Below are 20,496 nucleotides of genomic sequence, written 5' to 3' on the forward strand. Positions count from 1 at the left end.
CCATGCCCAACTCCCCCCGAATCAGAATTTTCGACACCACCCTGCGCGACGGCGAGCAATCGCCCGGCTGCAGCATGACCCCGCCGCAGAAGCTGGTGATGGCCCGTGCGCTGGCCGAGCTGGGCGTGGACATCATCGAGACCGGCTTCCCGGCCAGCTCGCAGTCCGACCGCGAAGCGATGACGCTGATCGGCCGCGAGCTGCGCCAGACCACCCTGGCGGTGCTGTCGCGCTGCCTGGCCACCGATATCGAGACTTCGGCCAAGGCGCTGGAGGCGGCCGCCAACCCGCGCCTGCACCTGTTCCTGTCCACCAGTCCGCTGCATCGCGAACACAAACTGCGGATGAGCCGCGAGCAGGTGCTGGAATCGGTGCACAAGCACGTGAGCCTGGCACGTGGCTACGTGGATGACGTGGAATTCTCCGCCGAAGACGCCACGCGTACCGAAGAAGACTTCCTGATCGAGGTCGCCCGCGTGGCCGTGGCCGCCGGTGCCACCACCATCAACCTGCCCGATACCGTGGGCTTCACCACGCCCGAGGAAATCCGCGGCATGTTCCAGCGCGTGATCGCCGGGGTTCCCGACAGCGACCGCATCATCTTCAGCGCGCACTGCCACAACGACCTGGGCCTGGCCGTGGCCAACTCGCTGGCGGCCATCGAAGGCGGTGCGCGGCAGGTGGAGTGCACCATCAACGGCATCGGCGAGCGTGCCGGCAACTGCTCGCTGGAAGAGATCGCGATGGTGCTGAAGGTCCGCAATGCCTTCTACGAGGAAGACACCCGCATCAACACCCCGCGCATCGTCGCCACCTCGCAGCTGCTGCAGCGCCTGGTCGGCATGCCGGTCCAGCGCAACAAGGCGATCGTCGGCGCCAACGCGTTCGCGCATGAGTCGGGCATCCACCAGCACGGCATGCTGCGCCACCGCGGCACCTACGAAATCATGCGCCCCGAAGACGTGGGCTGGGAGTCCTCGCAGATGGTGCTGGGCCGCCACAGCGGCCGCGCGGCAGTCGAACAGCGCCTGCGTGCGCTGGGCTTCTGCCTGTACGAAGAAGAACTGAAGCATGTCTTTGAACAGTTCAAGGCGCTGTGCGAACAGCAGCGCGTGGTCACCGACGCCGACCTGCAGACCCTGATGCAGGGCAGCGCCACCCAGAACGGCTACCGCCTGGCCTCGATGACGATCAGCGACGTCGGCAGCCGCGCCAACGCGCTGGTGGAACTGTCCGATCCGGACGGCAACCGCGTGGCCGAAACCGCGCAGGGCGATGGCCCGGTGGATGCGCTGTTCGGCGCATTGTCGGCCGCCACCGGCGTACAGCTGATGCTGGACAGCTACCACGTGCACAGCGTGGGCATCGGCGCCGATGCGCGCGGCGAGGCCAACCTGAGCGTGCGCCACGACGGCGTGGAGTACGAAGGCACCGGTACCAGCCGCGACATCATCGAAGCCTCCGCGCTGGCCTGGCTGGACGTGGCCAACCGACTGCTGCGCCAGCGCAACGCGACGGCCGAGCAGCCCGCTGCGACCGCCGCAGCCTGAGCCCCCCCCATGACGCATCCCGAACCGCAGCAAGGCCAGTCCATGACCCCAGCTCCCCGCACGCTGTACGACAAACTGTGGGATGCCCACGTCGTCGTGCCCGAATCGGACAGCGCGCCCGCCGTGCTGTACATCGACCTGCACCTGATCCACGAAGTGACCTCGCCGCAGGCCTTCACCGAACTGCGCGAGCGCGGCCTGTCGCCGCGACGCCCGGACCGGACCAAGGCCACCATGGACCACTCCACCCCGACCCTGCCGGCCGGCGCCGACGGTAAGCTGCCGTACGCCAGCGCGGCCTCCGAAGCGCAGGTGGACATGCTCGCGCGCAACTGCGCCGCGTACGGCGTGGAACTGTTCGACCTGCAGTCGGCCAGCCGCGGCATCGTGCACGTGATCGCTCCCGAGCAGGGCTTCACCCAGCCGGGCATGACCATCGTCTGCGGCGACAGCCACACCTCCACGCATGGGGCGTTTGGCGCCCTGGCCTTCGGCATCGGCACCAGTGAAGTCGGCCACGTGTTGGCCACCCAGTGCCTGTTGCAGCGCAAGGCCAAGACGATGGCGATCACCGTCGACGGCGCCCTGCCGCTGGGCGTGGGCGCCAAGGACGTGGTGCTGCACATCATCGGCGTGATCGGCGTCAACGGCGGCACCGGCCACGTGCTGGAGTTCCGCGGCAGCGCGATCGAGGCGATGGACATGGAGCAGCGCATGACCTTGTGCAACATGTCCATCGAGGCCGGTGCGCGCGCCGGCATGGTCGCCCCCGACCAGACCACCTACGACTGGGTGGCCAACACCCCGCGCGGGCCGAAGGGCGCCGACTTCGACGCCGCTGTCGCCGCGTGGTCGCAGCTGCGCAGCGATGCCGGTGCGCGTTTCGACGTGGAAGTACACATCGAGGCGGCCGACATCCGCCCCACGCTCACCTGGGGCACCCACCCCGGCACGGCCATCGCCGTGGACCAGCCGATCCCGGCCGCCAACGATGCTGCCGCGCAGAAAGGCCTGGATTACATGCACTTCCACGCCGGGCAGACCCTGGCCGGCACGCCGGTGGACGTGGTGTTCGTCGGCTCGTGCACCAACGGCCGCCTGAGCGACATGCGTGAAGTGGCGCAGGTGCTGCAGGGCCGGCGCGTCGCCGACGGCGTGCGCATGCTGGTGGTGCCGGGCTCGGAGATCGTCAAGCGGCAGGCCGAGGCCGAAGGCATCCACGCCATCGTGCGTGCGGCGGGCGCGGAGTGGCGCGAGCCGGGCTGCTCGATGTGCATCGCCATGAACGGTGACCTGGTCGCCCCCGGGCAACTGGCGGTGAGCACCAGCAACCGCAACTTCGAAGGCCGCCAGGGCCCCGGCTCGCGCACGCTGCTGGCCTCGCCGATGACGGCGGCGTGGGCGGCGGTGAACGGCCGCGTGGCCGATCCACGTGAACTGTATGCCGCCCGGGAGGTGGCCTGATGAGCGGCTTCCGCACCCTGAGCTCCACCAGCGTTGTGCTGGCCGAGACCAACATCGACACCGACCAGATCATTCCGGCGCGGTTCCTGTCCACCACCGAACGCGCCGGGCTCGGCAAGCACGCCTTCAACGACTGGCGCTGGCAGGCCGACGGCACGCCCAATCCGGGCTTTGCCTTCAACCAGCCGCACAACGCCGGGCGCAGCATCCTGCTGGCGGGCCGCAACTTCGGCTGCGGTTCCTCGCGCGAACACGCGCCGTGGGCGCTGACCGACCTGGGCCTGCGCGCCATCGTCAGCAGCGAGATCGCCGATATCTTCCGCGGCAATTCACTGAAGAACGGCCTGCTGCCGATCGTGCTGGACGAAGCCGACGTGCATACCCTCATGCAGCGGCCGGACGACGTACTGACCATCGACGTGGCCGCGCGTGAACTGCGCACGCCCGACGGGCGCGTCTACGCCTTCCCGCTGGACGGCTTCTCGCAGACCTGCCTGCTGGAAGGCGTGGACCAATTGGGGTATCTGTTGGGCCGTACCCCTGACATCGAACGTTACGAGAGTGAACATGCACGCTGAAATTGTGGTCTTGCCCGGTGACGGGATTGGTCCGGAAGTCGCCGCAGCGGCCGTGACGGTGCTGGACGTGGTGGCCGAGCGCTTTGGCCACACCTTCGGTTTCCAGGAGCACGACATCGGGGGCATCGCCATCGACCGCCACGGCGAACCGTTGCCGGCCAGCACCCTGGACGCCTGCCGCAAGGCCGACGCGATCCTGCTCGGCGCGGTGGGCGGGCCGAAGTGGTCCGACCCCAACGCCAAGGTGCGCCCCGAACAGGGCCTGCTGGCGATCCGCAAGGCGCTCGGCCTGTACGCCAACCTGCGCCCGGTGCGTACCCACCCGGCCGCGCTGGGCGCCTCGCCGATCAAGGCCGAGCTGCTGGAAGGCGTGGACTTCGTGGTGGTGCGCGAACTGACCGGCGGCATCTACTTCGGCGAAAAGACCCGCACCGCCGACACCGCCAGCGATCTGTGCAGCTACAGCGTGGGCGAGATCGAGCGCGTGCTGCGCACCGCCTTCCGCCTGGCGCAGACCCGGCGCGGCAAGGTCACCTCGGTGGACAAGGCCAACGTGCTGGAGACCTCGCGCCTGTGGCGTGACGTGGCCGCGCGGATCGGCCGCGAGGAGTTCCCGGAGATCGCGCTGGAACACCAGCTGGTCGATTCGATGGCGATGCATCTGCTGGCCAAGCCGCGCGAGTATGACGTGATCGTCACCGAGAACATGTTCGGCGACATCCTCACCGACGAGGCCTCGATGCTGGCAGGCTCCTTGGGCCTGTTGCCGTCGGCGTCGCTGGGCGAACCCGGCGCGGTGGGCATCTACGAGCCCATCCACGGCTCGGCCCCGGACATCGCCGGCAAGGGCATCGCCAATCCCTACGCCACGATCTTCAGCGCGGCAATGCTGCTGCGGCATTCGCTGGGGTTGGAGGAAGAAGCGGCTGCGGTGGAAGCGGCCGTGCATGCGGCGCTGGATGCCGGTGTGTTCACTGCAGACCTGGCGGCCAAGGGTGCGGCGGTAAGCACCACGCAGGCCACCGACGCGATGCTGGCGCGCCTGCGCGGCTGAAGAGCAGCCACGCATGTAGAGCCGACCGTTGGTCGGCTGCGCTCCGTTCCTGGATCGGGTGCAGCCGACCAACGGTCGGCTCTACGGGATTCATCGGGGCAGCCGACCAACGGTCGGCTCTACGGGACGCATCGGGCAGCCGACCAACGGTCGGCTCTACGGGATGCATCGGGGTAGCCGACGAACGGTCGGCTACCCCGCCATTGATCACCCCTCGGCGGTCTTCCCCTCATCCGGCTTCACCCGGAACCACGCCGCGTACAGCGCCGGCAGGAACACCAGGGTCAGCACGGTGCCGACGATCAAGCCGCCCATGATCGAGATCGCCATCGAACCGTAGAACGCACTGCGCGACAGCGGGATCATCGCCAGCACCGCCGCCAGCGCGGTCAGCACGATCGGACGGAAGCGGCGTACGGTCGCATCGATGATGGCGTGCCAGCGATCATGCCCGGCGTCGATGTCCTGCTGGATCTGGTCGATCAGGATCACCGAGTTACGCATGATCATGCCGGCCAGCGCGATGGTGCCCAACAGCGCCACGAAGCCGAACGGCGCGCGGAACAGCAGCAGGAACAGGGTCGCACCGATGATGCCCAGCGGTGCGGTGACCAGCACCATCGCCGCACGCGAGAAGCTGCGCAGCTGCAGCATCAGCAGCGTGGCCACCACGATCAGGAACAGCGGCATGCCGGCCTTGATCGAGTTCTGACCGCGCGCCGAATCCTCGACGGTGCCGCCGGTCTCCAACAGGTAGCCCGACGGCAGTTGCGCGCGGATGCCATCCAGGGTGGGCAGGATCTGCTGCACCACGTCCAGCGGCTGCATGCCATCGCCGATGTCGGCGCGCACGGTCACCGTGGGCAGGCGGTTGCGGTGCCAGATGATGCCGTCTTCGAAGGCGTACTCCAGCCGCGCTACCTGCGACAGCGTCACCGACGTACCGCTGGCGGTGGGAATGGCCAGGCTGCCAAGCAGCCCAAGTTGCGCGCGCTCGTTGTCCGGCCCGCGCAGCAGCATCTCGATCTGGCGGTTGCCTTCGCGATAGGTGCTCACGCTCATGCCCGACAGCGAGCTGCTCAGGAACTGGCTGACCTGTGCGCTGCTCACGCCCAGCGCGCGTGCGCGGTCCTGGTCGATCACCAGCCGCACCACCTTGCTCGGCTCGCTCCAGTCCAGGTTGACGTTGATGACGTGCGGGTTCTCGCGGACCTTGGCCTCGACCTGGCGCGCGATGGCCTGCACCTGCGCCACGTGCTCGCCGGAGATGCGCATCTGCACCGGGTAGCCCACCGGCGGCCCGTTCTCCAGCCGGGTCACGCGCATCTGCACGTCCGGGAACTGCTTGATCACGTCCTTGATCAACCAGTCGCGCGTGGCTTCACGTGCCTTGGCATCGGCGGTGAGCACCACGAACTGCGAGAAGTTGGTGGCCGGCAGCTGCTGGTCCAACGGCAGGTAGAAGCGCGGCGAGCCGGTGCCGACGTAGGCCACGTAATTGCTGATGCCCTCGCGGCCCTTCAGCAGCGTCTCCAGCTTGCTGGCCTGGGCCTGGGTGGCCGCCAGCGACGCGCCTTCGGCCAGTTCGATGTCCACCATCAGTTCGGGCCGGGTCGAATCGGGGAAGAACTGCTGCGGCACGAAGCGGAAGATCACCAGCGAGAACACGAACAGCGCCGCGGTCGCGCCGATCACCCACCAGCGATGGCGCAGGCAGGTATCCAGGAAGCCACGGAAACGGGTGTAGAACGGGCGCTGGTAGGGATCGTGGTCGTGCGCATGTTCCTTCGGCGCGATCCAGCGCGCGAACGCCGGATGACGGTCGGCCCACTGCAGGCGCGTGGCGCGCCAGCGCCCGGCCAGGCTGGTCGGCTTGGGCAGCTGCGGGTTGAACAGATCCGGCAGCATCTTGTCGCCCAGGTACGGGATGAACAGCACTGCGGCGATCCAGGACACCACCAGCGCGATGGTCACCACCTGGAACAGCGAGCGGGTGTACTCACCGGTACTGGAGGCGGCCGTGGCGATGGGCAGGAAGCCGGCGGCGGTGATCAGCGTCCCGGTCAGCATCGGGAAGGCAGTGGATTCCCAGGCGAAACTGGCCGCGCGCAGGCGGTCGTAACCCTGTTCCATCTTGGTGGCCATCATCTCCACCGCGATGATTGCATCGTCCACCAGCAGGCCCAGCGCCAGTACCAGCGCGCCGAGCGAAATCTTGTGCAGGCCGATGCCGAAGTAATGCATGACGAAGAACGTCATCGCCAGCACCAGCGGAATGGTCACGCCCACCACCAGTCCGGTGCGCAGGCCCAACGAGAAGAAGCTGACCAGCAGCACGATCACCACCGCCTCGGTCAGCACCTGCACGAACTCACCCACCGACTCCTCCACCGCGTGCGGCTGGTCGGACACCTTGCGCAGCTGCATGCCGGCCGGCAGAGTCTTCTGCAGGCGTTCGAACTCGGCATCCAGGGTGGCGCCGAGCTTGAGGATGTCACCGCCATCCTTCATCGCCACGGCCAGGCCAATGGCGTCCTCGCCCATGAACCGCATCTTCGGCGAGGCCGGGTCGGCGAAACCGCGCTTGACCTCGGCGATGTCGCCCAGGTGCACGGTGCGCTCGCCGGCCTGGATCGGGAACTTGCGGATGTCCTCGACCGAATCGAACTGGCCGGTGACGCGCAGCTGCACGCGGTCGCTCGGGGTTTCGAAGAAGCTGGTGGCGGTCACCGCGTTCTGGTCGGCGAGTGCCTGCTGCACCTGCTGCAGCGACACGCCCAGCGTGGCCAGCTTGGTGTTGGACAGCTCGATCCAGACCTTTTCGTCCTGCAGCCCGACCAGATCGATCTTGCCCACGTCGGGCACGCGCTGCAGTTCCAGCTGGATGCGGTCGGCGTAGTCACGCATCACCGCGTAATCGAAGCCCTTGCCGGTCAACGCGTAGATATTGCCGAAGGTGTCGCCGAACTCATCGTTGTAGAACGGCCCGACGATCTCACGCGGCAGCGTGGCGCGGATGTCGCCCACGCGCTTGCGTACCTGGTACCACAGGTCCGGGATCTGCTTGGAGCGCAGGCTGTCGCGCGCCATGAAGATCACCTGCGATTCGCCCGGGCGCGAGTAGGAGCGGATGAACTCGTACTCGCCGGTGTTCATCAGCGCTTTTTCGATCGGCTCGGTGACCTGGCGCGAGACCTGCTCGGCAGTGGCACCGGGCCACATCGTGCGCACCACCATCGCCTTGAAGGTGAACGGCGGATCCTCGGACTGGCCCAGGTGCTTGTAGGACCACGCGCCGATGACCGCGAAGGCAAGCATCGCAAACAGCACCAGCGGCCGGTTGCCCAGCGCCCATTCGGAGAGATTGAAGCGGCGCACGGATCAGTGCCCCTTGCCGACGGCGGCCGGCGCAGTCGCCGGCGTTACGGCGGGAGCGAGCACCGGACGGTTCTGCCGATCCACCGGCGTCACCACCTGGCCGTCGCGCAGCAGATGCCCGCCGGCGGCGACCACCCAGTCGCCAGCGGTCACCCCGGACAACACCGGCACGGCCTCGGCGCCGTAGGCACCGACCGTCACCGGGGTGGCCTTGAGCGCACCGTTGGCCGGGTTCACCACCCACACGCTGGCCTTGCCATCGGCGCCACGCAACACCGCCGCCAGCGGCAGCTGCAAAGTGCCGCTGCGCCCGGCCGCGGCGAACACGCGCGCACTCTGGCCCAGTTCCACCTCGCCCACCGCTTCGGGCGCCAAGCTGACGCGGGTGGCATAGGTACGCGCCTGCGCATCGGCGGCGGGGGCGATCTCGCGGATCGTGCCCGGCAGCAGCTGGCCCGGCCGGTTCCACAGCTCGATCTGCACCGGCTGGCCCACCTGGTAATCGCGGATGTTGCTTTCCGGCAGCGCGATCAGCACCTCGCGGCCACCATCGGCGGCCAGGGTGAACACGGTCTGCCCGGCGCTGACCACCTGCCCGGCCTCGGCCTGGCGGCTGGCGATCACGCCATCGGCCGGCGCGCGCAGCTGCGCATACTCGGCCTGGTTGCGGGCCACGGCCAGGTTGGCGCGGGCGGCGTTGGCCTGGCCCTGGGCGGCCTTGAACGCAGCGGTCTGCTGGTCCAGCGCCGAGCGACTCACCAGTTGGCCTTCGGCGAGCGTGGCGTAGCGCTTCTGGTCGTCACGGGCACGCACCAGATCGGCTTCGGCCGCGGCCAGCTGCGCCTGCGAGGCGGCGGCCTGGGAGGCGTAGTCGGCGGCGTCCAGTTCGGCCAGCAGCTGGCCCTTGGTCACGCGCTGGCCGGCATCGACGTGGCGCTTGACCATATTGCCGCCCACGCGGAACGACAGCGGGCTTTCCTGGCGGGCGTGCACCTCACCCGGATAGGCGGCCGCTTCCTGCCCGGTCACAGTGCCCGGATGCACCACCAGCACCGGGATCGCCGCCGCCGGCTCGGCGTCCTGCTTGCCACACGCCGCCAGCATCACCAGCAGCGCAGCGCCGCCCACCCATCGCATGTTTTTCATGAGGTACAGGACCTGAAAAGAAATCCGGAAGAACGCACGGGCAACATACTGTTGCAGCACGGCCAATAGTGAACCAGCCGGTATAGTATAAATATCGAACCGATTGGTCTAGTATTGTTTGGATGACTGATTCGACCTCTTCCGTTGCGCCCGCCAAGCCGGCCGCCAAGGCTTCCGGGCCGGGCCGTCCGAAGGACCTGGGCAAGCGCGCCGCGATCCTGGAGGCGGCCAAGTCGCTGTTCGTGGAGCAGGGCTACAACGGCGTCAGCATGGACAGCATCGCCGCACAGGCGGGTGTGTCGAAGCTGACCGTTTACAGCCATTTTGGCGACAAAGAGACCCTTTTCACCGAAGCTGTGAAGTCCACCTGTGTCGCCATGCTGCCCGATGCGCTGTTCGTCACCGACGCCGAAGGGCCGTTGCGCGACCAGCTGCAGGGCATCAGCCACGCGTTCTTCAGCATGATCACCTCGGCCGAGGCGGTCGCCGTGCAGCGGGTGATGATGGCCCCGGAAACCGACGACCGCCTGCGCGAGATGTTCTGGGTAGCCGGTCCGCAGCGCACCACCGATGCCCTGGCCGAGTTCCTGCGTGCCCGGGTGGCCCGTGGCGAGCTGGAGATCGAGGACTGCCAGACCGCCGCGCTGCAGCTGATGACGCTGCTCAAAGGCGAGCTGCATACGCATATGATGTGCGGGCTGCGACCGACCCCGGCCGACTGCGATGCGAACGCCCACGTGAGCGCCAGCGTCGACTTCTTCCTGAGGGCGTACGCGCCGCGCCCACCGGCGTGACATCAAGATGAATGGACCGGAGGTCGCGGTGACTTCCGGCACTGCGACCCCGGCGCGACGGCAGCGATGCTCTCAGCGCGCCGCCGGCTCCCGGCACCGGTAAAATGGCCGGCCCACTGCGCTGGAACTAGAACCTCATGACGATCGATTACTCCCACGCCCGCGAACTGATGGTCGAACAACAGATCCGTCCCTGGGACGTGCTGGAGATCCGCGTGCTCGATGTACTGGCACGCCTGCCGCGCGAGGCGTTCGTCGCTGAATCGCACAAGGCCCTGGCCTACGCCGACATCGAACTGCCGCTGGGCTTCGGGCAGAAGATGATGAAGCCGGTCATCGAAGGCCGCACCCTGCAGGCGCTGGATCTGCAGCCGGGCGAGGAAGTGCTGGAAATCGGCACCGGCAGCGGCTACCTGAGCGCCTGCATGGGCGAGCTGGCCCGCGAAGTGCTGAGTTTGGAAATCCAGCCGGAACTGGCTGCCGGCGCGCGTGCGCGCCTGGATGCCGCCGGCCTGGGCAACAACGTGCGGATCGAAACCGCCGATGCACTGCACTGGGAAACCGAGCGCCGCTTCGACGCGATCTGCGTGACCGCTGCCGTGGACACCATTCCGTCACGTTTCACCCAGTGGCTGCGTCCCGGTGGCCGTCTGTTCGTGATCCGCGGCCAGTCGCCGGTCATGGAAGCGGTGCTGGTCAAGGCCGACGGCACCAACGAGTCGCTGTTTGAAACCGATATCGACTACCTGCGCGGTGCCGCTCCGGCGCCCCAGTTCCAACTCTGAGTCCAAGGAAGCCGCAATGATCCGCCGATCCCTCGCTATTGCGCTGGCCGCCGCCCTGCTGCCGATGACCGCCTCCGCCGCCGACCTGCTGCAGGTCTACGAAATGGCGCGCAATGGCGATCCGCAGCTGTCCGCCGCCGAATCGACCCGTCTGTACGACAAGGAAGGCGCCGTGCAGGCGCGTGCCGCGTTGCTGCCGCAGCTCAATGGTGAGGCGTCGCTCAACCGCACCCGCACCAACCCGAACCACGACCTGAGTTCCAGCTCGATCACCACCAAGAGCCGCAACTACACGGTCAACGGCAGCCAGACGCTGTTCAACTTCACCCAGTTCGCCAACCTGCGTTCGCAGCGCGATCTGAGCAAGGCGGCGGACTTCACCCTGGATTCGGCCAACGACGACCTGATCGTGCGCACCTCGGCGGCGTACTTCAACGTGCTGGTGGCGATCGAATCGCTGACCGCCGCGCAGACCAACGAAGCGGCGGCCAAGAAGCAGTTCGACTTCGCCGACAAGCGCCTGGAAGTGGGCCTGGCCCCGATCACCGACGTGCACGAAGCGCGCGCCCAGTACGACCAGGCCCGCGCGAACACCATCGTCGCGCAGAACACCCTGGCCGATGCCTACCAGGCACTGACCGAACTGACTGGCCAGCCGGTGGCCGACCTGCGCGCCCTGCCGGTCGACTTCCGCCCGGAACTGCCGGCCAAGTACGCCAGTATCGACCAGCTGGTCAACGAAGCGGTTGCCCAGAACCCGGCGCTGAAGGCGCAGGAATTGAAGGTCAGCGCCGCTGAAACCGGCGTGTCGGCCGCGCGCGGCGGTCACTACCCGACCCTGTCGCTCGGCGCTACCGCCGGCAAGTCGGCCAGCTGGGGCGATGTGGTCGGCGCCGGTGACAGCTTCAGCCCGGACCGCCGCAGCAACAGCGTCGGCCTGACCCTGAGCGTGCCGATCTTCTCCGGCGGCGCCACCCAGTCCGGCGTGCGCCAGGCCCTGGCCCAGCGCGACATCGCCCAGGACGGCTACGAGCAGCAGAAGCGCGCCCTGGACCGCAACACCCGCAATGCCTACCAGACCCTGGTCGCCGGCATCAGCGAAGTGGAAGCCCGTCGCCTGGCGGTGGTCTCGGCACAGAGCGCCTACGACGCTTCGCAGGTCGGTCTGGAAGTGGGTACCCGCACCGTGCTGGATGTCATCCAGAACCAGCGCATCCTGTTCTCGGCGCAGCTGGACTACGCCAACGCGCGCTACACCTTCCTGCAGAACCGCCTGCAGCTGGGCCAGGCCGTGGGCACGCTGGACATCGCCGAACTGCAGGACATCAACCGCCTGCTGACCCAGGCTGCGGCGACGCCAAGCACCCAGGTCAACTGAGTCCGGCAGCCTCGCTGGAACGAAAAAACCACCCGCACGCGGGTGGTTTTTTTTTGCGCGCCCCTCGTCGGCAGGGCCTCGCGCGCGCCGCCCGCCCCACCCCGCGTGCACCCTTCTGCGCGCCATCCCCATCGCAACGCGGGTCTTCCTGCGCGCCTCTCCGGGGGTAGAGCCACCCCATGGGTGGCTGCACACGCCGCCCGATCGAAGACAGCCACGCATGGCGTGGCTCTACCGGGTTGGCAACATTTTCCCGCGCTGCGTCGGTCGTTCGCGACATTGCGCCGTGTCTGCGCGCGCGTTCGATGTCCCCGACAGATACACGCGTCCACGGTTTCAGGGCAGGCGCGGGCATACGGTTTCTATACGTTGGTATTTCGCCGCAAAAACCGCTTGACCACGCCATCTGCGCTGTCTACCTTGCGCCCCGCACCACCTCTTCCCTCCCCCAGAGACCCCCTCCTTGGACAGTCATAGTCGATCGCGCTGCTGTTCCTGAGCCGACGGATCCACTGACCCCAAGGTCGGTTCCGTCCGCACAGGACGGGGCCTTCCGGCGCATGCCACATGCGCCTGCCCCGCTTCATCCGCATCGCTGTTCCACCGACCCCGACGAGGGTGCCGCTGGCGTTTCCGTTCGCCTGGAGATTGCCCATGCACGCTTTCCGCGTACTCGCCCCGCTGCTGTTGAGCGTGGTCCTGCTTCCGTTCAACACCCGCGCCGCCGCCAGCCTGCTGGTCGACGATGCCGGCATCACCGATGCCGGGCACTGCCAGTTGGAAAGCTGGGTGCGACACACCGATGCCGGCCAGGAATGGACCACCGTGCCTGCCTGCACGTTGGCCAACATCGAATGGTCGCTCGGGCTGACGCGGGCACCCGGCGATGCCCGCCGCCAGTACGCGTTCGGTGCCAAGCGCGTCCTGGTCGAGGGTGCGGCGCGACACTGGGGTCTGGCACTCGGCGCCAGCGTCGGTGGCAACACGCAGCGTCCGCGCGCCGATGACTGGGCGCTCAACGTACCGCTGACGATTGCACCGGGTGTGCAGGACCGCGTGCAGGTGCACCTCAACCTGGGCTGGGCGGCACAGGGCGCCGCACGCGGTCGCACCGACGGCATCGGCATGGAAATCGGACTGACGCGCGACTGGTCGCTGCTGGCCGAGACCGCACACGATGCTGCCCGCGAGCGCGGCAGCCAACTGGGTCTGCGACGCGTGCTGTGGCCCGGCGCCAGCCTCGACCTGCTCGCCGGACGCATGCATCACCCACGCGACGGCCGCTGGATCACGCTCGGCTTCAACCTCGCGGCACTGCCCTGAGCGTCGCGCGCCCGCTTCGCCACATCCCCCCGTACCGCGCTCTTCAACACCCCCTGCGGCTGCTCGCCGCAGCCACGCACCGCGATCGATCCCCCGCCCATGTGCCTGCCTGGACCGTGGCGGTCACCCCCTTTCTACCGACTGGAGCCCCCCATGAACCGCGACGACCTCGTGTTCTCCCTCCGTACCCTGTCCCGTTCCTGCGATGCGGCCGGGTTCGCCGGCATCACCGCCACCACGCACGCCTCGGATCTGGTGGATGCGCTCGGCATGCTCGACACCGATGCGTGCCTGGGTCTGCTGATGCTGCTCGACCCACCGGCACGCGCCGGCCTGTTCGCACACGTTGCGATGCCCACCCAGGACCTGCTGCTGGCTGCGATGTCACCGGCGGCCAAGGTGCAGCTGTTCGAGCACATGCCGTCCGATGATCGCGCCGACCTCTTCAACCGTCTCGGCGACGATGCCAGGCAGGCTTTGCTGCCTGCATTGACCAGGGTCGAGCGCGACGACATCCTGAAGATGGCCGCCTATCCGGAAGATACCGTCGGTTCGGCGACCACCTCGGACTACGCCTGGGTAGCGCCACAGATGACGGTCGCCGAGGCGATGGCGCACCTGCGCGCCACCGCGCTGGACAAGGAAACCGTCAACATCGTCTTCGTGCTGGACGACACCTTGCGGCTGCGTGGCAGCGTCTCGCTGCGCGATCTGGTGCTGGCCGATGCGGACACCTTGATCAGCACGATCATGCACGCCGATCCGGTGTTCGCCCAGGCGCACTGGCCGCGCCTGCAGGCCGCCGAACTGATCCGCCGCTACGACCTGCTGGCGCTGCCGGTAATCCACGACGGCGGGCGCATGATCGGCATCGTCACCGTCGATGATGCGATGGACATCGAGAAAGAGCAGGACGCCTCGCAGCTGGCGCGCTTCGGCGGCACGGTGAGTGCGCATGGCACCGACCTGGACGTGCGCAACACGCCGCTGAAGCAGATGTTCCGCGTCCGCGTGTTCTGGCTGGCGATCCTGACCTGCTTCGGCATCGCCACCAGTACCTTCGTGGCTGCGCAGGAAGAACTGTTGACCCAGGTCATCGTGCTGGCCGCCTTCATCGCCCCGATCGTGGACATGGGCGGCAACACCGGCAGCCAGTCGGCCACGCTGGTGATCCGCAGCATGGCACTGGGCGATCTGAAACTGAGCTGGGCCGATGTGTGGTTCGTGATCAAACGCGAACTGCCGGTGGCGGCCGCGCTGGGTGTCACCATCGCGTTGCTTGAAGCGATCCTGGCGTACTTCAGCAAGGGCGTGGGCATGGATGTGCTGCTGGTGGTGGGCTCCAGCATGCTGGTGTGCACCGCGCTCGGCGGCGTCATCGGCGCGCTGCTGCCCTTCGCCGCACGTCGCATCGGCACCGACCCGGCCACGCTGTCCTCGCCGATGATCACCTCGATCATGGACCTGATCGGAGTGCTCATCTACTTCGGCTTCGCTTACCTGTTCCTGGGGGATCTGCTGGCTGCAGGGGCGGCGTGAACCGGCGATCGGCCGTTCATTCCACCGCCGGCGGCAGGTGCGGGGCGATCAGGGCCACGGTGCGTTCCAGCGCGCCGCGGCCATTGCTCACCAGCATGCAGCCGGCGCGCGCCATGTCTTCGCGCGCCTGCGGATCGCGCAGCAGGCTCAGCAGTGCATCGCCCACGCCCTGCGCATCCTCGGCGATCACCACCGCGCCGGCTTCGCGCATGCGCCGGGAGATCTCGGCGAAGTTGTGCAGGTGCGGCCCGGTGACTGCCGCGGTGCCCATCGCCGCCGGCTCCAGCAGGTTGTGCCCGCCGATGGCCTGCAGGCTGCCACCGACGAAGGCGACCTGCGCGCAGCCGTAGAAGGACATCAGCTCACCCAGCGTATCGATCACGAACACATCGGTGTCGGCCTGCGGCCACTGCTGCTGGCGACGCGTGGCGACCTTCCAGCCCTGTTCGCGGGCCAGCGCTTCCACGCGGAGGAAACGCTCGGGGTGGCGTGGCGCCCACAATAGCAGCAGACCCGGCAGCGCCTCGCGCAGGCGCCGGTGCAGATCGAGGGTGGCCTGCTCTTCGCCTTCGTGGGTGCTGGCGGCGATCCACACCGGGCGGTCGGCCGGCACCAGCCGATGGAACTGCGCCACGAAGTCCTGCACATTGGGCGCGGCGATATCGAACTTGAGGTTGCCCAGCGCCTGCACCTGTTCGGGCAACGCGCCCAGGTGGATGAAGCGTTCGGCATCGTCCTGCGACTGTGCGGCCACGCAGGTCACCGTGCGCAGTGCGCGGCCGATCAACGCGCTCAGCAGCCGATAGCCACGCAGCGAACGTGCCGACAAACGCGCATTGAGGATGTACACGGGAATGCCCCGGTCGCGGCACCCGAACAGCAGGTTCGGCCACAACTCGGTTTCCAGGATGAGCGCCAGGCTCGGCTTGAAGTGGCCGAGGAAGCGGCCGACGCTGCCCGGTACGTCATAGGGCAGGTAGACATGGTCCAGCGCATCGCCCCACAACGCGCGCACGCGCTCGGAGCCGGTCGGGGTGATGGTGGTGATGACCCAGCGGATGTCCGGGCGCAGCGTGCGCAGCGCGTTGACCAGCGGCGCCGCCGCGTTGACCTCGCCCACCGACACCGCATGCAGCCACACCCGCGGCTGCCCGCTGGGATGCGGATAGGAGGCGTAGCGCTCGTCCCAGCGGCGGAAGTACTCACGCACCCGGAACCCGCGCCAGACCAGGTGGTACACGGTGATCGGCAGCAACAGGTACAGCACGGCCGAGTACAGGCCGCGCAGGATCCATTCGACAGGGCTTTTGCGCATGCGCAGAGGATACGGGAGCGGCGCGGGGAAGGCATCCCGTGCCGCCGTGATGGGCCTGCCGGGATGCATCCATTAGAATCGAGGGCATGTCAGATAACGCTTCCACCGCTACCCGCCCGTCCCTGCGCGATCCGCGCAACTGGCCGATGTTCGCCGTCATGTTCGCGGCCTTCGGCATCGCCCGGCTGCCGTGGATGCTGCAGCGCGCATTGGGCCGCGGCGTGGGCACCGTCGCCTACCGCCTGGCCGGCAGCCGCCGGCGCGCGGCCGAGGTCAACCTGCGGCTGTGCTTCCCGGAAAAGGACGAGGCCTGGCGCCAGCGCCTGCTGCGCGACAGCTTCGACGCGCTGGGCGTGGGCATCTTCGAGTTCGCCCGTGCCTGGTGGGGCAGCATCGACAGCATCCGCCCGCACGTGCAGGTTGAGGGCCTGGAACACCTGCAGCGCATGCAGGCCGAAGGCCGCGGCGTGCTGCTGGTCTCGGGCCACTTCATGACCCTGGAGATGTGCGGGCGTCTGCTGTGCGACCACGTCGACCTGTCGGGCATGTACCGCAAGCACCGCAACCCGGTGTACGAGTGGGCGGTGAAGTTCGGCCGGCTGCGCTATGCCAAGGCGATGTACGCCAACGAGGACATCCGCGCCACCGTGCGCCACCTCAAGAAGGGTGGTTTCCTGTGGTATGCGCCGGACCAGGACATGCGCGGCAAGGACACCGTATTCGTGCCGTTCTTCGGCCATACCGCCGCCACCATCACCGCCACCCATCAGCTGGCGCGGATGACCGGCTGCGCGGTGGTGCCGTATTTCCACCGTCGCGAAGGCGGCAGGTATTTCCTGAAGATCGGCGCGCCGCTGGAGAACTTCCCCAGCGAAGATGTGGAAGCCGACACCGCCCGCGTCAACCAGGCCATCGAAGCGATGGTGCGCGAAGCCCCAGACCAGTACCTGTGGATCCACCGCCGCTTCAAGCGCCAGCCGGGCGGCCGCAGCGATTATTACCGGTAACCCGGACGCCTCCGGCAGAGCCACCCCACGGGTGCCTGCGCAAGGCCCCAGGTAGAGCCACCCCATGGGTGGCTGCGCGTGACACGGGATCGGAGATCAGCCACCCATGGGGTGACTCTACCCCTGCACCGCCCAGCGCGACCAAGCGTAGGGATAGTCACCCAGCGCTTCGGCCAGGCCCGCGCGGAGCGGATTGGCAAGGATGTAGAGCGCCTGCCTGCGCAGGGATTCCTCGGTCCTTACGGCGTGATCGAAGTACCCGTGCTGCCAGACCTTTCCCTTTCGCCCCAGGCGTTGATTCAACAACCGGCTGCTGCGTGATTTGAACATCACCATGCAACTGGCCAGCGTGCCTCGTCGCAGCTGGATCAACCAATGCAGGTGGTCCGGCATGATCACCCAGGCCAGCGTGCGGGTGATCCCGCACCGTTCCATATAGCGCAGCGAGTCGATGATCACCTCGGCATTTGCGGCATCCTCAAACCACCTGCACCGGTTGTGCGTTGTAGTGGTAAGCGCGTAGCAGTAGCCAGGATGCGAGTAGCGACCGCGCTGGAGGCGTGGACTGGACATCGCATGAGGGTGCGTCGGGCCAGGCGTGGCGGCTATAGGTGGATGGCTGCGCCTTTCGTCAGCATGTTCCGATGCACGGTCTGCGAACAGCCACCCATGGGGTGGCTCTACCGGCGGTGTGCTGCGGTAGAGCCACCCCATGGGGGGCTGCACGCGATGCCGGATCGAAGCACAGCCACGCAGGGCGTGGCGCTACCCCGCGTCTTTGGCCAGCAGGCTGCCCGCATACAACGCGGCCAGCAGCAGGGTCAGTCCACCCCAGAAAGTGGAATAGAACGCCAAGTGGGTGTTGAGCGGGAACACGGTCACCGCCAGCGCCAGCATCGCCGGGCGTGCGCGTTCGCGCGCCGCCAGCGGGGCGAAGCGCCAGGCGCGCCACGCCTGGGCGACGGCGGCCAGCCACAGCAGCAGGCCAAGCACGCCGGTTTCGGCGAGGATTTCCAGCACGATCTGGTGCGCGTGCAGCGCCGGGCCGTCGCCCCACACTTCCTGCGCCTGCGGCGCCGGATTGCAGGCCGGATAGGCGTCGCGGAAGCCGCGCGCGCCCACACCGTTGATCGGGTGTGCGCTGATCATGCAGCCGGCCGCGTCCCATATCTGCGCGCGCCCGGACAGCGCCTGGTTGACACCGTCACCGTCGCCCTCCCACGCCATCGCCGTGCGTGCCACGCGCTCGCGAACCTGCGCAGAGCCAAACCCGACCGCAACGGCAGCAACCAGACCGACAGCGAGGCAGACCATCAACGCACGTGCGCCGAGCAGGCGCCACCCGGAGTACACCACCACCAGCGCATAGGTCAGCCACGCTGCGCGCGAGCCGGCCAGCACCAGCACCACGCCCACTGCCGCGGTGGCCAGGCCCCAGCCCCACAGCCCGCCACGCCGCGCCGCAGCGAACAGCAGGAACGGCGAGAGACTGGCCAGCACCTGGCCGAACTTGAGGTTGCACGGGCCGAGCACGCCGCTGAGCCGGTCGGCCGCCGCCACTTCCTGCGCGCTGCACAGGCCATGGTCGCTGACCACCCACTTGAGCTGGTCCATCGACCAGAACAACGGGCTGGTACCGAACGCCGCCTGCGCCAGTGCGTCCAGTGTCCATATCGCGGCGATCAGCGCGATGCCGCCAAGCGTCAGTCCACGCCGCTGCGGCGTGGCCACGGCGATCGCCACCAGCCACATGAAGGGCAGATAGCGCAGCCCGGCGGCGGTCTTGCGCCATGCGGTGGCCGGGTCGATGGCATCGAAGGCGGAAAATGCCTGTGGCAGCCAGTAGCCCAGGAACAGGATGCTGGTCAGCGCCCACGCCGGTGCGCTCAACAGGCGCTGTTTGCCCTGCATGCGCAGCTGCACCATGCGCACGGCCGCATACAGGGCTCCCAACACCAGCACGGTCTCGGCGATGCCCGGCAATGGCCACAGCGCCACGAAGGCGAGCACCCACCACGGCGCCCAACGGCCCGCACGGGAGCCGGGTGAGTCAGGCGCGAGGGCCGGTTCAGCCGGCGAGCGAGGTGTAGAGCTGGAGCGTGTCACGCTGCATCGCCTGCAAAGTGAAAGGAATCCGCGTGGGCAGGCTGGGCGGTTGCCGCAGCAGCTGCTGCGCGCGCGCCAGCAGGGCGGCACTGTCGTGCAAGGCTACCGCACCGGACGGTTGCAGTTGCGTCAACAACTCACCGACGCCGCCGTGGTTCCAGCCCAGCACCGGGCGGCCCACCGACAGCGCTTCGAGCACGGTGCGGCCAAAGGCTTCGGCCTTGTCCGACACCTGCAGCACCAGATCGCTGGCCGCATACGCCTGGGCAATGCGCGTGGTGGGCGCGGTCATCAGCACTGCATCGGCAATGCCGAGCGTGCGCGCCTGCGCCTCCAACTCGGCCACGTACGCCTCACGGCCAGGCTCGCGGGTGCCGGGCATCCACAGCCTGGCCGGCACGCCCGCCGCATGCAGGCCGGCGACCACCTGCAACGCATGCCGGTGGCCCTTCAGGCGGGTTCCGCGACCAGGCAACAGCAGCAGTGGCGCATCGGTGCCCAGCAGTGGGTGCTGTTCGGCCACGGCCAAGCGCGCGCGGCGGTCGTTGCGTGCCGCGCGTGGGAACTGGGCCACGTCCACGCCGCGCGGAATCACCTGCAGGCGCTCGGCCGGTACGCTTGGATAGTGGGTCTGGACGAACTCGCGCACGCTGTTGGACACGCAGATGACGCGCTCACCGCTGGTCATCACCGCGCTGTAGCGGCCCGGCGAGTTCAGCCCGTGCACGGTGGTGACCCAGTGCGGGCGCTGCCCCGGCGGCAGGTTGCGCAGCGCGTACAGGCCCAGCCAGGCCGGCAGCCGCGAGCGCGCATGCACGATGTCCGCGCCGACCTCGGCGAACAGCCGGCGCAGGCTCAGCACGTGGCTCAGGGTGAGCAGTGATTTGCGGCCGATGTCCAGGGTGAGGTGTTCGGCGCCGCTGGCCAGCAGCGGTTCGACCAACCGCCCACCGGCAGACACGACGATGGCCCGGTGGCCGGCGGCAACCAGGACGGAGGCGATTTCAAGGGTGGAGCGTTCAACCCCGCCGGAGTGCAGCGCCGGCAGCAGCTGCACCACGGTCAGTCGGCGCACGGAC

General features: G+C 68.1%; 16 protein-coding genes. 10 read left to right on the plus strand and 6 right to left on the minus strand.

The features are described from left to right. Nucleotides 1–2 precede the first annotated feature (2 nt). Genes NR101_RS13685 through leuB form a run of 4 tightly spaced genes read left to right on the plus strand, consistent with a single transcriptional unit; the run spans nt 3 to nt 4,646 of the window. The gene (locus tag NR101_RS13685) at nt 3–1,550 is read left to right on the plus strand and encodes a 2-isopropylmalate synthase (RefSeq protein ID WP_256776492.1); all 1,548 of its coding nucleotides are present in this window, start codon (nt 3–5) and stop codon (nt 1,548–1,550) included. 42 nt (nt 1,551–1,592) lie between these two features. Next, nucleotides 1,593–3,014, plus strand: coding sequence for a 3-isopropylmalate dehydratase large subunit (gene leuC, locus NR101_RS13690; protein WP_256776493.1), 1,422 nt, complete (start codon nt 1,593–1,595; stop codon nt 3,012–3,014). After that, nucleotides 3,014–3,592 (plus strand): 3-isopropylmalate dehydratase small subunit, encoded by a 579-nt coding sequence (gene leuD, locus NR101_RS13695; protein WP_256776494.1) that lies wholly within the window; start codon nt 3,014–3,016, stop codon nt 3,590–3,592. The genes leuC and leuD overlap by 1 nt, the downstream gene beginning before the upstream one ends. Beyond that, a complete protein-coding gene (leuB, locus tag NR101_RS13700) occupies nt 3,582–4,646 on the plus strand; it encodes a 3-isopropylmalate dehydrogenase (protein WP_256776495.1) in 1,065 nt (354 codons plus the stop codon). Before leuD ends, leuB begins: the two co-directional genes overlap by 11 nt. Before the next feature lie 207 nt (nt 4,647–4,853). Here the strand turns inward: leuB and NR101_RS13705 are convergent, their stop codons facing one another. Continuing rightward, nucleotides 4,854–8,024: an efflux RND transporter permease subunit gene (locus NR101_RS13705; protein ID WP_256776496.1), complete on the minus strand. Its 3,171-nt coding sequence runs from the start codon at nt 8,022–8,024 to the stop codon at nt 4,854–4,856. Between the two features lie 3 nt (nt 8,025–8,027). Continuing rightward, nucleotides 8,028–9,170, minus strand: coding sequence for an efflux RND transporter periplasmic adaptor subunit (locus NR101_RS13710; protein WP_256776497.1), 1,143 nt, complete (start codon nt 9,168–9,170; stop codon nt 8,028–8,030). A 122-nt stretch (nt 9,171–9,292) separates the two neighbouring features. Between NR101_RS13710 and NR101_RS13715 the strand changes: the two genes are divergently transcribed. The 5 genes from NR101_RS13715 to mgtE all read left to right on the plus strand — a co-directional run bounded on the left by NR101_RS13715 (nt 9,293) and on the right by mgtE (nt 14,989). Continuing rightward, complete coding sequence (locus NR101_RS13715; RefSeq protein ID WP_256776498.1) at nt 9,293–9,964, plus strand: TetR/AcrR family transcriptional regulator; 672 nt, start codon at nt 9,293–9,295, stop codon at nt 9,962–9,964. A gap of 137 nt (nt 9,965–10,101) precedes the next feature. Further along, a complete protein-coding gene (locus NR101_RS13720; protein ID WP_256776499.1) occupies nt 10,102–10,749 on the plus strand; it encodes a protein-L-isoaspartate O-methyltransferase in 648 nt (215 codons plus the stop codon). Nucleotides 10,750–10,765: 16 nt separating this feature from the next. Further along, nucleotides 10,766–12,127: a TolC family outer membrane protein gene (locus NR101_RS13725; RefSeq protein ID WP_256776500.1), complete on the plus strand. Its 1,362-nt coding sequence runs from the start codon at nt 10,766–10,768 to the stop codon at nt 12,125–12,127. A gap of 654 nt (nt 12,128–12,781) precedes the next feature. Next, nucleotides 12,782–13,450, plus strand: coding sequence for a hypothetical protein (locus tag NR101_RS13730; protein WP_256776501.1), 669 nt, complete (start codon nt 12,782–12,784; stop codon nt 13,448–13,450). A 153-nt stretch (nt 13,451–13,603) separates the two neighbouring features. Then, nucleotides 13,604–14,989, plus strand: a complete 1,386-nt coding sequence (mgtE, locus tag NR101_RS13735; protein ID WP_256776502.1) for a magnesium transporter — start codon at nt 13,604–13,606, stop codon at nt 14,987–14,989. Nucleotides 14,990–15,005: 16 nt separating this feature from the next. On the opposite strand, the gene waaA is transcribed toward mgtE, so the two are convergent. Beyond that, nucleotides 15,006–16,304, minus strand: a complete 1,299-nt coding sequence (gene waaA / locus NR101_RS13740) for a lipid IV(A) 3-deoxy-D-manno-octulosonic acid transferase (RefSeq protein ID WP_256776503.1) — start codon at nt 16,302–16,304, stop codon at nt 15,006–15,008. Between the two features lie 86 nt (nt 16,305–16,390). Here waaA and NR101_RS13745 point away from each other — a divergent pair, with 86 nt between their 5' ends. After that, nucleotides 16,391–17,311 carry an LpxL/LpxP family Kdo(2)-lipid IV(A) lauroyl/palmitoleoyl acyltransferase gene (locus tag NR101_RS13745; RefSeq protein ID WP_256776504.1) on the plus strand — a complete coding sequence of 307 codons (921 nt, stop codon included), beginning with the start codon at nt 16,391–16,393 and terminating at the stop codon, nt 17,309–17,311. Nucleotides 17,312–17,428: 117 nt separating this feature from the next. On the opposite strand, the gene NR101_RS13750 is transcribed toward NR101_RS13745, so the two are convergent. Genes NR101_RS13750 through NR101_RS13760 form a run of 3 tightly spaced genes read right to left on the minus strand, consistent with a single transcriptional unit; the run spans nt 17,429 to nt 20,492 of the window. Further along, the gene (locus NR101_RS13750; RefSeq protein WP_306175540.1) at nt 17,429–18,025 is read right to left on the minus strand and encodes a transposase; all 597 of its coding nucleotides are present in this window, start codon (nt 18,023–18,025) and stop codon (nt 17,429–17,431) included. 51 nt (nt 18,026–18,076) lie between these two features. After that, entirely contained in the window at nt 18,077–19,417 is a 1,341-nt protein-coding gene (locus NR101_RS13755) for an O-antigen ligase (RefSeq protein ID WP_256776506.1), read from the minus strand. Continuing rightward, nucleotides 19,380–20,492, minus strand: a complete 1,113-nt coding sequence (locus NR101_RS13760; RefSeq protein ID WP_256776507.1) for a glycosyltransferase — start codon at nt 20,490–20,492, stop codon at nt 19,380–19,382. Before NR101_RS13760 ends, NR101_RS13755 begins: the two co-directional genes overlap by 38 nt. Nucleotides 20,493–20,496 lie beyond the last annotated feature (4 nt).

Source organism: Stenotrophomonas sp. Ste86 (assembly GCF_024519465.1).
In the GTDB taxonomy this organism is placed as follows: Bacteria; Pseudomonadota; Gammaproteobacteria; order Xanthomonadales; family Xanthomonadaceae; genus Stenotrophomonas.